This is a genomic window from Serratia sp. CY52157 (assembly GCF_052168495.1).
Lineage (GTDB): Bacteria > Pseudomonadota > Gammaproteobacteria > Enterobacterales > Enterobacteriaceae > Serratia > Serratia ureilytica.
This window is the reverse complement of the sequence record NZ_JBJNMO010000001.1, coordinates 560,899-574,914: the sequence shown is the minus strand read 5'-3', so window position 1 is coordinate 574,914 and position 14,016 is coordinate 560,899. Positions and strand designations below refer to the sequence as shown.

13 protein-coding genes are annotated in these 14,016 nt (G+C 56.2%); 9 read left to right on the top strand and 4 right to left on the bottom strand.

Annotation, left to right across the window (positions count from 1 at the left end; translation table 11 throughout):
• Positions 1-3 precede the first annotated feature (3 nt).
• Entirely contained in the window at positions 4-507 is a 504-nt protein-coding gene (locus ACJ8IP_RS02875; RefSeq protein ID WP_164106348.1) for a cupin domain-containing protein, read from the top strand.
• Here ACJ8IP_RS02875 and ACJ8IP_RS02870 read toward each other — a convergent pair.
• Complete coding sequence (locus tag ACJ8IP_RS02870) at positions 472-1,326, bottom strand: aminoglycoside phosphotransferase family protein (protein ID WP_033642940.1); 855 nt, start codon at positions 1,324-1,326, stop codon at positions 472-474. The genes ACJ8IP_RS02875 and ACJ8IP_RS02870 overlap by 36 nt on opposite strands.
• Before the next feature lie 181 nt (positions 1,327-1,507).
• On the opposite strand from ACJ8IP_RS02870, the gene ACJ8IP_RS02865 reads away from it, so the two are divergent.
• On the top strand, positions 1,508-1,888 hold the full coding sequence (locus ACJ8IP_RS02865; RefSeq protein ID WP_033652605.1) for a RidA family protein: 381 nt from the start codon (positions 1,508-1,510) through the stop codon (positions 1,886-1,888).
• Positions 1,889-1,895: 7 nt separating this feature from the next.
• On the opposite strand, the gene ACJ8IP_RS02860 is transcribed toward ACJ8IP_RS02865, so the two are convergent.
• The gene (locus ACJ8IP_RS02860) at positions 1,896-2,276 is read right to left on the bottom strand and encodes a nuclear transport factor 2 family protein (RefSeq protein ID WP_033642939.1); all 381 of its coding nucleotides are present in this window, start codon (positions 2,274-2,276) and stop codon (positions 1,896-1,898) included.
• 276 nt (positions 2,277-2,552) lie between these two features.
• Here ACJ8IP_RS02860 and ACJ8IP_RS02855 point away from each other — a divergent pair, with 276 nt between their 5' ends.
• Complete coding sequence (locus ACJ8IP_RS02855; protein ID WP_072627680.1) at positions 2,553-2,822, top strand: hypothetical protein; 270 nt, start codon at positions 2,553-2,555, stop codon at positions 2,820-2,822.
• Here the strand turns inward: ACJ8IP_RS02855 and ACJ8IP_RS02850 are convergent.
• Positions 2,819-3,211 carry a nuclear transport factor 2 family protein gene (locus ACJ8IP_RS02850; protein ID WP_072627681.1) on the bottom strand — a complete coding sequence of 131 codons (393 nt, stop codon included), beginning with the start codon at positions 3,209-3,211 and terminating at the stop codon, positions 2,819-2,821. The two genes, ACJ8IP_RS02855 and ACJ8IP_RS02850, sit on opposite strands and share 4 nt — an antisense overlap.
• A 200-nt stretch (positions 3,212-3,411) precedes the next feature.
• Here ACJ8IP_RS02850 and ACJ8IP_RS02845 point away from each other — a divergent pair, with 200 nt between their 5' ends.
• The 4 genes from ACJ8IP_RS02845 to gstA all read left to right on the top strand — a co-directional run bounded on the left by ACJ8IP_RS02845 (position 3,412) and on the right by gstA (position 6,411).
• Positions 3,412-4,107 carry an HD domain-containing protein gene (locus ACJ8IP_RS02845; protein ID WP_080376477.1) on the top strand — a complete coding sequence of 232 codons (696 nt, stop codon included), beginning with the start codon at positions 3,412-3,414 and terminating at the stop codon, positions 4,105-4,107.
• A gap of 95 nt (positions 4,108-4,202) precedes the next feature.
• Complete coding sequence (locus tag ACJ8IP_RS02840; RefSeq protein WP_033642935.1) at positions 4,203-4,466, top strand: DUF3811 domain-containing protein; 264 nt, start codon at positions 4,203-4,205, stop codon at positions 4,464-4,466.
• A gap of 362 nt (positions 4,467-4,828) precedes the next feature.
• Positions 4,829-5,713: a 4-hydroxy-tetrahydrodipicolinate synthase gene (dapA, locus tag ACJ8IP_RS02835; RefSeq protein ID WP_042784387.1), complete on the top strand. Its 885-nt coding sequence runs from the start codon at positions 4,829-4,831 to the stop codon at positions 5,711-5,713.
• 92 nt (positions 5,714-5,805) lie between these two features.
• A complete protein-coding gene (gene gstA, locus ACJ8IP_RS02830) occupies positions 5,806-6,411 on the top strand; it encodes a glutathione transferase GstA (protein WP_164106353.1) in 606 nt (201 codons plus the stop codon).
• Between the two features lie 39 nt (positions 6,412-6,450).
• On the opposite strand, the gene pdxY is transcribed toward gstA, so the two are convergent.
• On the bottom strand, positions 6,451-7,311 hold the full coding sequence (gene pdxY, locus ACJ8IP_RS02825) for a pyridoxal kinase PdxY (RefSeq protein WP_164106355.1): 861 nt from the start codon (positions 7,309-7,311) through the stop codon (positions 6,451-6,453).
• A gap of 298 nt (positions 7,312-7,609) precedes the next feature.
• Here pdxY and ACJ8IP_RS02820 point away from each other — a divergent pair, with 298 nt between their 5' ends.
• The gene (locus ACJ8IP_RS02820; RefSeq protein WP_442524297.1) at positions 7,610-10,732 is read left to right on the top strand and encodes a hypothetical protein; all 3,123 of its coding nucleotides are present in this window, start codon (positions 7,610-7,612) and stop codon (positions 10,730-10,732) included.
• A 148-nt stretch (positions 10,733-10,880) separates the two neighbouring features.
• Positions 10,881-13,955: a DUF4214 domain-containing protein gene (locus ACJ8IP_RS02815; RefSeq protein WP_262825578.1), complete on the top strand. Its 3,075-nt coding sequence runs from the start codon at positions 10,881-10,883 to the stop codon at positions 13,953-13,955.
• Positions 13,956-14,016: the final 61 nt, after the last annotated feature.

Genomic DNA, 14,016 nt, shown 5'->3' with positions numbered 1-14,016 from the left:
CTTATGACCGAGAAAGCCGCGCTGTTAGCCCAGCGCTTGATACGCAATGTCGAACAGGTAGAGATGAAGCATGACCGGCGGCCGCCGCTGTATGACAGCGTCGGCGCTCGTCTCGGCACCGGCACCGCCGCCGACAAGCTGGGCGCCTCCTTCGATTGTGTGGCGCCGGGCATGCGTTCCTGCCCCTATCATTTTCACTACGCTCAGGAGGAAATGTTCATCATTCTGGAAGGCAGCGGAACGCTGCGGGTAGCCGGAGAAATGCTGCCGATCGTCAGCGGAGATGTCATTTTCATTCCGCCTGGCCCGGAATACCCGCACCATATCATCAACACCTCCGATGCGCCGCTTAAGTATCTGTCCGTCAGCACGCGCGAACAGCCGGAAGTGGTGATGTATCCGGACTCAGGTAAATACCAGGCGATGGCGCGCGGCAATGATGGCGAGCAGGTGCGTTATCTGCAGCGCCCTTCAGCCTCGCTCGATTACTGGCAGGATGAACCCTGAATCGCCGTCCGGCAACGTGAGATCCAGCGCGCGCGCCGCCAGTTCCGCGACGCGAAAATCGATGTCCGCCGCCTGCCCGTCTTCCATAAACCAGGCGGCGGAAAGCCCCGACCAGGCCAGGATCCATTGCAGCAAACGCCGGCGATCCAGCCCGGCCAACCGGCACACCTGTTCCACGCGGCGATGGAAAATGGCCGGATCGGTGGCGACGCCGTAGTTAGGATTGCAGAAGATGTTGGCGTAATCGAAGCCTCGTTCACCGTACAAACGCTTGGGATCGATCGCCAGCCAACCGCGTGCGCCAAAGTCCAGCACATTGTCATGGTGGATATCCCCGTGCAACACGCTTTCTTCTCGCGGGCTGCTCAACAGCTCCGCCGCCGCCGTGGCGCTGAGACGCAGCATGCCGCCGTGCGCCTGGGCCGCCGGCCACAGCGAGCTGAACCACTCCTGCAACGGGATAAGCTCAGGCAACGGCGCCGCCCGCGGCGCATGCAAGGCGGCGATCGCCCGGCACAGGATCTGCGTGGCTTGTTCATCGTCGCCGTCACGCACCAGCTGCGCCAACGACCCTTCGCCCTGCGCGCGCTCCAGCAAAATGCCGTCGTCGTGCCACGCCAGCACCTGCGCGGCGCCTTCTCCACGCCACCAGCACATCAGCTGCCCGCCGAAGCGCTCCTCCTGCTCGCGGGCGATCTTCAGCATGGCCGCCGCGCCCCGGTAACGCACCGGCATCAATAGACTGCTGTGGGTTTCGAAGGCTTTGCCGTCCTGCTCCAGCCGCCAGCGCTGCAGGTAAGGCGTAAAAAGCGGGTTCATCGTCTCTGCGTCCTTGTTGCCGATCTGCGCCGCACTGTCACATTCGCGTGAGAGACGGCGTATAACATAAAGGGGGATGATTCTCTCAGATATCATCGGCGTGCGGCGCTTTGCCGCGTTTTCTCCAGTATCCTAACCAAGTTTGTCGATTTTATTAACCGGTCTTGCGCGGGGTTTGACCATGACATCATTAAAACGCATTAATTATCCGCAATTGCCTACGCCGGGTGGCCCTTATGTGCACGCCGTGCGCCACGGCGATCGCCTGTACGTATCTGGCTTGACGGCCTTCGCCACCGACGCGCAGGGCTTGAGCGCGCCGGAGCAAACGCAGGAGATCCTTGAGCAGTTGGCGACCATCGCCGCCAGCGAAGGCGTCAATCTCAAGGCATTGATTAAAATCAGCGTGTTCCTGACCGACATCGCCGATCTGGCGAGCGTGCGCCCGGTGCTGTTTGACTATTTCGACGGCGCGCTGCCGGCCTGTTCATTGATGGCGGTCAGCGCGTTGTTCTCACCCGCAGTGTGCGTGGAAATTGAGGCGGTGATGGCGTTGCAATAAGGCGCGGCTAGAGCGCGCCTTCGTCCGGCACGCAGGGGCCGATCTTGAACCAGGCTTTGGCGATCCGCCCCTGTTCCACTTCGTAAATGGCGATGACATCCATTTTGCCGCGCCCCTGCGGGAAGTTGCGCGTCACCACCTCCTGATCGACCACCATATTCCCCACCGCCATGCGTTTTATCCGTTCGCCGTACAGGCTCGGCTCGCGAAAGCGCGCCAGATGCCGTTCGCGGATCGCCGCCTTGCCGCTGGCCAGCAGCGTGTCGGGGTGTTCGTAATACTGCGCGTCATCCGCCCAGCAGGCCATAAAGGCCTCGATATCGCGGGCGTTATAGGCGTCAAGCTGTTGTTGAACCACATCCTGCGGGCGTGCCGTCTTATCGTTCATCATGTTCTCCTGCCGAAGTTAACCGCCGCATGCGTCGAACCCATCACGTTAACCGCCCAGTGCTACGGCTTGATGACACAGCGCCAATTGAATAAAAACACGAAAATAGCGAATAAATAACCTATCACACCCGATAAACAATACCAGCGTCCGCGCATAAATTTTCAGCGTACTCCGGGGAACGCTGAAAACCGCCTGACGGCGTGCGTTAATCTTTGCGGCAATTGGGAGGATTCTGCTAATTTAGCGTGAACAGCCTGATGATAACGAAACGCTATGCAGCAAAAACCGGTGTTGGACGAAGCCAGACAGTTAAAACGACTCAACGCCGCCACGCGGCGCCAATCCCATATGTACAAATGGATCGCGCTGATTGCTGCGCTGGATGCGCTGTTGGTGTTTTGGTATGACCGGGATATGCGCAACGTCACCTTCTCGGGAGCGGTTGCGCTGGTGTGCGGCTATTTGTGGATCCGCGATCGCAACAAGGCTCGGGGTTACCGGCGCGAGTTTGATCGCAAATTCGGCAAGCACAGCGGCAATTAAGGCTGCATCGCTTCCAGCACTTTAGCGCTGTCGACAATCTGCACGAACTTCACGATCTTGCCGGCGCGCACCGTATAAATATGCGCAAAAGAGGCGCTGAAGGATTTGCCGGTGGCCCGGTAAGTGCCGTGATAAAAACCCTGAGCAATCACGTTGTCGCCGGCGTCGTAAAAGTGATCGACATCGGCGCGGTAACCTTGCCATTCGCTGCCCAAACGCTGATGCACGTTCTTGATGATATTCTCCGGGCCGATATAAGTACCGGCGTAAGGGAAACCGGCGGCTTCGGTCCACTCGGCATCGGGGGCCAGCGCCGCCAGCAGATTACGGCCGTTTTCTTCGGAACTGCCTTCGTAAGTCGCGCGCACTATCTCAAGAGGGGTTGGCATGTCTCTTCTCCCATGGCTGATAAGGATATTCCGACCATCTCCGCGGACACAGGCTCTCACCAGGCGGAGACGGCGGAATGCGGCTATTCTAGGTTGCTTGTTTCGCTGCAAAAACCGCAGTTGTGACAATAGTAGGTTGCACTTTAGTAAACAATAGTCGTCTTCTGTCATTCTCTCGACCTCCGACGCGGCTATGCTGATTGCCCGATTTCCCCCAACAGGAGCTGAACGTGTCTTTACCCTCGCTGACGCAAGAGCTGTTACAGCCTTTTTCCCCCTACCAGACGCTGGCGCAAACGCTGCTGCCGCTCACCCTAGAATCGGACGATGGCTCGCACGATGTGGCGCACCTGCACCGAGTCTGGAAGAACTGCCGGCGCATCAGCAAGCTGGAAGGCGGCGACCGGCGCATTCTCTGCGCGGCGGTGCTGCTACATGACGCCGTGGCGGTGGAAAAGAATTCGCCGCAGCGTCACCTGGCTTCGCGCATGGCGGCGCAGCAAGCCACGCTGACGCTGACCCGGCTCGAATGGTCGCCGGCGGACATCGCGGCGGTGGCCCACGCTATCGAAGCACACAGTTTTTCCGCCGGCATCCCTCCGCAAACGCTGGAAGCGAAGATCCTGCAGGACGCCGATCGTCTCGACGCCATTGGCCTGATTGGCGTAGCCCGCTGCTTCTATATCGGCGGCCGCATGCGCAGCGCGCTGTATGACGCTGCGGATCCGCGGGCCGAACATCGTCAATACGATGACAAGCGTTTCAGCCTGGATCACTTCGAAACCAAGCTCTTCAAGCTGCAAGACGGCTTCCAGACCGCCGCCGGGCGACAGATGGCCGAGCAGCGCACCGAACGCATGCGGCGCTTTGTCGACGATCTGCTGGAAGAGGTGTAACCTGGGCTTACGGGGCATTTTCGTTATGCCCATAACATTTTCGGTCACATAACGCCGTTAAACTGAAAGCCAACTTCACCGAACGGGCGGCAAAGATGAAAAAGTTGACGTTGAAAGAGATGACGGAAAGCGAGCAACGGGAAGTCAAAACCGAGCTGGACAAAGCGCGTAAAAGCCACGGCCGGCCGCTGACCAACGCCGAACAGCACAAGGTCAAAGATGAAGTGGTGGCGCGCATCATGGCCGCCAGAGCGAAGCTCGCCAAGGCAGAGCGCGCGGAACGCAAGGCCAACCGCTACCGACCAAGCGGCGACACCTTCAGCTGGTCCGCCACCATCGGTACCCGCCCGCCGCGCTGAATCAGCCAAACAATCCCCGCCGCCGCGGGGATTGTCGTTTATTAGCCAAACTCATCTGCCCTCACCCATCATGAATAACAATGTTATCAATCTGTTGTAAATTGACAGCCTGATGAAGAATATTCATTATCACCTCCACATCCTCTTTTCACGAGACTGCCATGGCCTATCCGCGCAACGTTAATACACCGATTCTCCCGGCGTTGCCCGTTGGCGGTTTGGCGGCGGTTACATCGAAGAAACAGACGCTCATTTGACCGGGGCGAGCTGTCCCGTCAGATGAGCTGACTGGATGGCCTGCAACGCCCCGCCTTCAATTTTCTCATCTGGCTTCTCTGTCGGTCACACAGAAGGAATATTTTATGGCCTCATTTTCGGGTATTTGGGTGGCGATGGTTACCCCTTTCAATCAAGATGCCGTCGATCTGCCGGCGGTTAAACGCCTGGCGCGGCACCTGCTCGACGCCGGCATCGACGGCCTGGTGGTCTGCGGCTCTACCGGTGAAGCCGCCGCGCTAAGCAAGGAAGAACAGCTGGCGGTGCTCGACGCCGTGCTGGAGGTGGCGCCCGCCCATCAGGTGGTGATGGGCCTTTCCGGCAATAACATGGCCGCCACGTTGCAGATGCAGCAGGCCATTCAGCTGCGCGACATCGCCGGCGTGCTGATCCCGGCGCCTTACTACATCCGCCCTTCGCAATGCGGCCTGATAGACTATTTCACCCAGTTGGCCGACGCCTCCACCGTGCCGGTGATCCTGTACAACATTCCGCAGCGCACCGGCATCGCCATGGAGCTGGCCACGCTGCGCCGGCTCGCACGTCACCCGCGCATCACCGCCATCAAGGATTGCGGCGGCAACCCTGACGCCACCATGGCGCTGATCGCCGACGGCGAAATCGATGTGATGACCGGGGAAGACAATCTGATCCTCACCACGCTGTGCCTCGGCGGCACCGGCGCCATCTCCGCCGCCGCGCATGTTCACCCGGAACGTTTCGTCCAGCTGGTGCAGCAAGTCGCCGCCGGCGATCTGGCCGCGGCGCGCAGCAACTTCTATGAGCTGTTGCCGATGATCCACCAGATGTTCAGCTTCCCGAATCCGGCGCCGGTCAAGACCGTGCTGGCCCAACAGGGGCTGATCGCCAACGAACTGCGCTCGCCGATGCAGGTGGCGCCGCAGGCGCTGCAGCAGCAGATCGCCGCGACGCTGGCGCAGCTGCAGCCCGCCGAGGCGATCGTCGGTTAAATTTGTTAGCTAAGCCGCTGTAATTTTGGCGCTGTGGGACTACGATGAGAGGTTAAGCATGCCCGTCATTCGTCATCAACAAGGAGCTTCCGATGAAACTGTTCTATAAAGCCGGCGCCTGTTCGCTGTCCCCGCATATCGTGCTGCGTGAGGCAGGGCTGGATTTTACGGCGGAGAAGGTCGATCTGGCGCAGAAGAAAACCGAGAGCGGCGCCGATTACCTCGCCATCAACCCCAAGGGACAGGTACCGGCGCTGCTGCTGGATGACGGCAGCCTGCTGACTGAAGGCGTGGCGATCGTGCAATACCTGGCGGACCGCGTGCCGGACCGCAACCTGATCCCGGCGGCGGGCACCCTGTCGCGCTACCACGCGATCGAATGGCTGAACTACATCGCCACCGAGCTGCACAAAGGGTTCAGCCCGCTGTTCAACCCGAAGACGCCCGAGGAATATAAAACCATCGCGCGCGCCAGGCTGGAGCAGCAGTTCAGCTATCTGGATTCGGTACTGGCGAAGCAGCACTTCCTGTTGGGAAGCCGTTTCAGCGTGGCCGACGCCTACCTGTTCACCGTGCTGCGCTGGGCATTCTCCCTGCAGTTCGATGTGCGCAAGCACGCCCATCTGGCGGCCTGGTTCGATCGCGTTGCGGCGCGCCCGGCGGTAGATGCGGCGCTGAACGCCGAAGGATTGAAGTAAGGTTCAGCCCCGGCGGCTCTCGCCGGGGCCCGATGCCGCTTACAGTTTTACCGCACTGAACGCGCTGCGCGGCTGCACGATCCGATCCTGTGCCGCCACCACCTGCAATTCATACTCGCCCATCGCCTGCGTGGTCAGCATCACCTCATACACGGCGGCGGTCACGTGCTCCAGCGCTTTATCCAGCGCCTCGCCCTTCAGCAGATCCACCAGCAGCAGACCACTGGTCAAATCGCCGACGCCGACCGGCTGACGCGCCCCGAAGTCCACCAGCGGCCGGCTGATGTGCCAGGCTTCGTCCGCCGTCACCAGCAGCATTTCGAAACAGTCGGTGTGATAGCCGGCACGGGCCAGGTGCTTGACCAGCACCAATCGCGGCCCCTTGGCGATCAGCGATCGAGCGGCCTGCACCGCGTCGTCCACGTTGGCGACGGCCATCTGGCTCAGCATTTCCAGCTCCAGCAGGTTCGGCGCCACCATGTCGCTGCACGGCAACGCCTGACGGCAGTGAAACTCGGCCACCCCCGGCGCCACGATGCAGCCCTTTTCCGGATGTCCCATCACCGGATCGCAGAAATACCAGGCATTCGGATTCGCCTGCTTAACCTGACGCACGATCGCCAGAATATGGTCGCCCTGCTCCGGCGAACCGATATAACCGCTCAGCACCGCATCACAGCGCTTCAGTTGATCGATATTGGCGATGCCCTGCGCGATATCGCTCAGGTGGCTGGCCGGCATGACGCAGCCGGTCCACTGACCGTATTGCGTATGGTTGGAGAACTGCACCGTGTTCAGCGGCCAGACGTTGACGCCCATGCGGCGCATCGGAAACTCCGCCGCACTGTTGCCGGCGTGACCAAACACCACGTGCGACTGGATAGAAAGAATGTTTTTCATCGGAACAACTGACCTCGCCATGCCGTGTGCATCAGCCCGCGGCGAAATGAAAATGGGTGCATAACGCGAAAACGTCATGCCGGCGCTGTTAAAAACAAGAAATGAGAGGAATTTTTATGCTTTCGACGGCGGCGTATTGTAGCGAAAAGTCCGATTCAAAAAAAGCCGAGAACCGCCATGCAAGGCCTCTGCGACCTGAAAATCCGGGATCTTCCCACGGCCGCTGAATTGCATTTCGACGACGATAGACTTTACTTACTTGCCAATGTTGTTTTTTCACGACGCCATGGAGAATGCCATGAGTTTATTAAAACTACAGCAAGACGTTGCCATTCTATTCTACGCCACGCTGGGCAAAAAAGCCGACGATAACGCCCTGATCTATTTCGCTAAACAACTTGAAAAAGGGACTTATAATCAAAGCGAACTGGCGGATCTCTTCATTCGTTCTGCGGATGGCCGACATCTCTATGATAACCTGAACACCGCCGACAAGGTGAAGTCTCTCTATCACAACGCCAGCGGCATTTCCCCCGGCCCAGACACTGTGGCGCAGTGGGTAAAACAGGTCGATGACGGCAAATCGCTCGGCCAGTTGACGCAAGAACTCATCACCCAGCTCAGCGGTTATTCCGGGCCGGATAAAACAACCCTGGCACAACAGCAACACATTGAGAACACCATAGCGACCACTCTCTATCCCGCCTTTGTGCTGGCAGCAGAACATGCCCCGGCGGCGGCGGACATTCAGGGCATCTATTATGTACTCGGCAGCATGATTGATGCCACAGCGGTAAATTACTGGGGCAGCGTCCTCGCCGGCGGCCACCAAACTGCCGCACAGATAGCGACCTATTTCACCACCATCAAACCCTATATCACGTCGCTTAGCCATGAAGACTTCGTGAAGAGAATATTTTTTAAAGCGTTCGGCAACCAGGCCAGCGCCGACGAGGTGCAAAAATATGTCGCGGGCTTGAACGTCGGCAGCGAAACCCGTGGCGAAGTCATCATGCGTGTGATAACGGATATTCGAGCAGACACTCAGCATGAAACGGCCAAAAGTCATTTTCTGGCTGCCACCCATGTCTATGCACCTGGCGAGCGCCCCGATTTGCTCTATGGCGAAACCGTGATGTCCTTTTACCTGACGGTGGCCGGCGTTTCCGCCGACGCGACCGCACTTGACACCTTTAGCCGTTTGCTCGCCAGCGGGACGTCTTCCGTCGAGCTGTTGAAAATGCTGGCCAACGCCCGCCAATTCCAGGAAGCGGAAAGCTACGAGAAAATCTACGCTTCGCTGTATCACGAAAATTTGAGCCCGGCGCTCTCACAGGCCTTGTTGCTGAAGGCCGGCAATGATAAATATCAAGCCAGCGTGTTGGTCATCGAGTCATTCCGCCAGGGGATTTCCCCACTCGACGGCGCGCGTGAACCTCCTCCGGCAGATGTCGCCGCCTATCAATTTAGCATCGCCAACTCGCTGAATTACAAACCCTTCGCCGAATTATCGCTCTCCACCGACGGCGTATTGAGCGGTTCGGTGAACACCGGCAGTCAACATCCGTTAAGCCCGGCGGAGTTGGCCGTTCTGACGCACGTCTTTCTGAATGTGAATGCCTCGGTTGACGTTGATTTCAGCCATTCAATCAAATTGCAGGAAGTGACCTTGCAGGGGAATATGCCCACTGACGCCATTGCACTCAACTCATTAAAAAATAAGGGATTCTCTTTGCGGCTCAATCTGGACGAGAACCCTTACTTCAAGATGACAGAAAAGATTGCATTTGGTACCGAACGTGATGCGGTAATGATTTCCGATAAATTCGATCTCGCCAATGCCAAAATGGATCTTCTTTTTGGCGCAGGGGGCGCCAGCCTGCTCTGGAATGGCAATGGCGTTAACCACGGTGCCAACAGGGTCAGCACGACGTTCACCGCACAGAACGCTTTTGATGCGGATGGCGTCATTTCCGCCAACCTGATCTTGAAGGATATTTATCTGACCTCGACGGCAAGTGGCGACACCGAAGGCGTAATCAAAACGAACATTAACCAGTTTCAATTCTTTCCTCAGATCGATCTTGCGGGTTATCGCGGCACAGGAAATATTTATCTTGATGGGAAATGGATCGCGACAGAAGGCGCAAACATTTTCGATTATGGCGTAATCAATCAAACAGCCAGTATTTATAACGACAGCATCCCAACTGTAGCCTATTTACAACAGGCTCCCCATGCCCAGAAAAGCGGTGACGGGTATTACTGGACGGGCAACCAGGGATTAACACTTTCAGGTTTCGCCGATAATGTGCATGTTATCAACCTGCCGGTCTTCAACACGCTGCCCTTTCTCGCCATAAACGGCAACGCCGGAGCGCAAAGCAAACTTCATCTGGAGTTGGCGCCGGTCGCCGCACCAACAGAAGACCCCTTCGGGCCCTGGGGCGTCAGTATCGGCAACCGTGCCATCGAGCACCTGGAAGCCGGGACATTGAGCTTCACCAGCCATTTCCTTGGTCGGCAACCAGCGGAAGAACTTCGATTATATGCCAACGGTTCAAAATTCGCTGCAGTCACTCTGGCAGGCGCAAACGCGATTGAAACAATACGCATAGGCGGCATAAGCAAATTGCAGGTGACGGTAAAAGCAGACTTTGGCAATAGCCTCAAAAGTATTGTTATTGAACCGACATTCAATCCCGGCCATGAAATCATCCCACGTGTCGAAGCGGACCTGAGGATGGAAAAAGGCGGTAGTGGCGGCGGTGAGTTCTATAAGCTACTCACCTCGTTGACGCATCACAGCGCCTTCGACAGCGTCATTGAGGCATTAGCCGGTGAACAACTAACTATCGACTATACCAACAGCCAGACATTAACGCTAAAAGGCAACACCACGTTGAACCCATTGACCATGGCCAATGAGTATGCACACGACAGCAAAATCAACTTTGAGCACAGCACAATCGATGACATGGTCACCATCAATACCCTCACCCCTACGGATACCCTCACCGTCGGCGACCCGCATCGTTCTTGGGTCTTCAACGCCAAGTCATCAGGCGAGATCGTCATTTACGGTGAACTGAGCCAAACGGAACAGGTCAACGCGTTGTTTGACTCACTGGCTGTCAGCCCCAGCGATTCCGCGCAGGACATATTTAACCAGGCCCTGACGAAAATAACGCATGGCAGCGGTGAAGCCCTATTGCAAAGCGTCGGTGTGGTTAAGCTAGGTAATAATGCTTATATTATTATTGACAATAATAACAACCAAAAACTTGATTCTCAGGATATTATTTTCTCGCTAGGCAATAAAGACATCCACGATATCACGACCCATCTTCATTATCAGGCGCCAGTCATCACGCTTGCCGGCAACACCGCCGCACCCGCAACGGAATTAGCCATGGCCTGATGGTCATTAGCGGCCGCCTCGCGTCGTGGGTGGCCGCACTTTCAACAAATACAGAATTTCCTTAGGTTCACTCGCATTGCAATCAGGCTGTTTTGGGCTGTACTTGTCGATGCCTCGCACTTATTTTAACAACACACAGGGAAATATCATGAGCCTACTGACCTTACAACAAGGTGTAGCCAAGCTGTTCTATGCCACATTGGGCAAAAAAGCCGATGATGACGCGTTGAATTATTTCGCCAAAAAACTGGAGAAAGGCGATTACACGCAAAGTGAATTAGCCAATATGTTTATTCGTTCGCAAGACGGGCAACATCGCTACGATGGCCTGACCACCAGCCAAAAAATACAATACATCTATCAGAATACCACCGGCGCACAGCCGGATGCCTTGACGCTGAACGCGCTCACCACGCAGGTCAACGCGGGAAAATCTCTCGGCAACCTGACGACTGAGTTGATCGCCAACGTCATAAACTACACGGGCAACGATGCCGGACTGCAAGCTCAACAACAGCATTTGCAGACGATCGTCAACACCACGCTGTATCCTTCAGAGCTGGTGCAACCGTCACAGCTCTCTGCAGCAGCAGATGTACAAGGTCTCTATTATCTGCTCGGTAGCATGACCCATTCCGCCGCCGTCCAATACTGGAGCGACCTGCTGGTTAGCGGCAAGAAAAACACCGTCGACATCGCCAATGCATTCATCGCCACGAAAAGCTATATCCATTCACTCAGCAACGACGATTTTGTCAGGAAAATATTTTCGAAGGGGTTTGGTAAAAGCGCCAGTGAGAGTGACCTGCAAAAATACGTGACGGGATTGAACGATCACAGTGAAACACGCGGTGATGTCATAGTGCGCATGATGGATGACATCAGAAATGACGCCGCCGCCACCACCGCCAAGCAAAACTTCACGGCGGCAACTCATGTATATGGACCAGGTGAATTACCGCCGCCCGTTTATACCGAAGCGGTGATGGCGCTGTACCTGACGGTTGCCGGAACCGCCGCTGACGCCACTGCGCTCGATACCTTTAGCCGTTTGTTGGCCAGCGGCACCTCTCACAGCGATCTGCTTAAAATGTTGTCAAGCGCCTACCAATTCCGCAACGCCGGAGATTATCAAAAGATTTACCTCAAACTCTATGGCCAGCCACTCGACAGCGCTTCAGCGCAGGCTATCCTGCTGAAGGCCGGCAACGACAATATCAAGGCTTCCTCGCTGATTATCGATGCCTTCCGCGAAGGCAAATTCCCACTGGATAATCACCCCTACCCGCCCCAGGCCAGCCTGCTGAAAAACTTCGATATAAAATTGGGCGATGCATTGGGCTATCAACGGGACTTCAACGGAACGTTCAGCCTGTCAGATAGCGGTAAACTGGTGGCCAGCATTAATGGCAGAGGGGATCATGAGGTCACCAATGCCGAGATAGTCACGTTGAGTCAGATCAACCTCAACGTCAATACGCCCACGAACCTTGATGTGACAGCCTTGAAGAATGTTAATTCCATCGTGCTGTCCGGTCTCTATGCTACGAACACCATGGTGCTCTCTTCGCTGGGCAATAAATTCGTTTCTCTGCGCCTCAACGATGCCAATATCGCCAATGCGGATGCCGCTTTACCCATCAGCTTTTTAAACGTCGTGGTTGAAGGAAGCAGCAGCCTGAACAATGCCCATACCAGCCTGATGGCGAAAAACTTGCTCTGGGCCGGCAATGGCGTCAACGGCGGCGCCAACCATATCGGCAGCCATTTTTTGGCAGAGGCTAAATCCGCGAGTTCGTCCACTATCACAATGCTGTCAGCTAACTTCATTACCAAATCAGTTTATCTGACCACAAATCAGCTCGGTAATCTCGACGGCAGTATCGTCAGCAACGTCAACCAATTCAGATATTTTGACTATATCGATCTGACTCACTACAAAGGAACCGGCGACATTTATCTCGACGGAAAATGGGTTGCCAGCGAAGGCAGCAAGGTCTTCGACTTTGGTCTTTTCAGCCAAAATGCCGGCATCCACAACGCGGCTTACGCCAACGTATCCTCCCTCACCCAAGCCGAGTTGCCCCTGAGCAACGGCAACGGTTATACCGGCCACGCCGGTGGGATTATTTCAGCTTATTCCGGCGACCTGACACTGCTTAACGTCAGCAATGACTCGTTCAAACTGGCCGGCGGTCTGACAAGCAACAGCCATATTCATATTCATGATACCCGGCAAAGCGATACCCGCTTTACGTTGGAATTCACCAAAGACAGCGGCAAGTTCTTCGATTTGGATATGGGCACGTTCAGCTTTACCTCTGACCATAAACAAACGCTGGAAGTCTATATGGGCAGCAACGCAGAAATGGTGCAAAACCGCACCATGACGCTCAGCGGCGGGGATAACTCAATTTCCGACCTGCTACTGACCGGTGCGATGTATGCCGGCGATCAAGCACTGGTGCTCAACCTCACCGTCGCGGCGGATTTCAGCGATAATCTGCAAACCATTCGCGGAAACGACTACATCGATCGCCGCTTTTATTCGGATATGAAGCTGCAGTTAGTGGCGGAGAAAGGCGGCACCGGTGGCGGCAGCTTCTACAACACATTGAACTCCTTGGCCAACAAAGACGATTTCAGCACTGTCATCAACGAATTGAACGGGCATCAACTGACCATTGACGATACCGGCCTGACGGTGTTGAAAGCACAGGTAAAAGGTAATACCACGGTGGACTCGGCACGGACACTCTCCTTCAGCGACAGTAAAATAGATGACATGGTCACCTTGAACGTCGGCTATCAGAATAGCGTGATCAATGTCGGTGATGCCGCCAGCCAATGGGTCTTCTCCAAGGCCGGCGATAAAACCGCCACGCTGTATGGCAGCGCGACCAGCGCCACCGAACTGCAGGCGGCGTTTAGCGGTCTGACGGGCGCCAACAACGCCCAGGCGCTGTTCTCGCAGGTTTTGGCGAAAATGACCAACGGCGCCAGCACCCACCAGTTGGCGGAAGTCGGTTTGCTTAAACTGGATAAGTCGGTCTATGTCATCGTGGATAAAAATCATAACCAGACGTTTGACGCCGATGATGTGGTGTTCTCGATCGGCAATCAGGATCCCTATCTGGCCGCCGTCTCTCTGCACTACCATGCGCCGGCCGTCACCGTGAACGGTCTTGCGGCCGAAAATTCGCCGTCGGAGGCGTTTGCCTAATCTTCATCCGCGCCATGCGAAAAAAAAGCCCGGGGAGATCCCCGGGCTTTTCATGTCATGT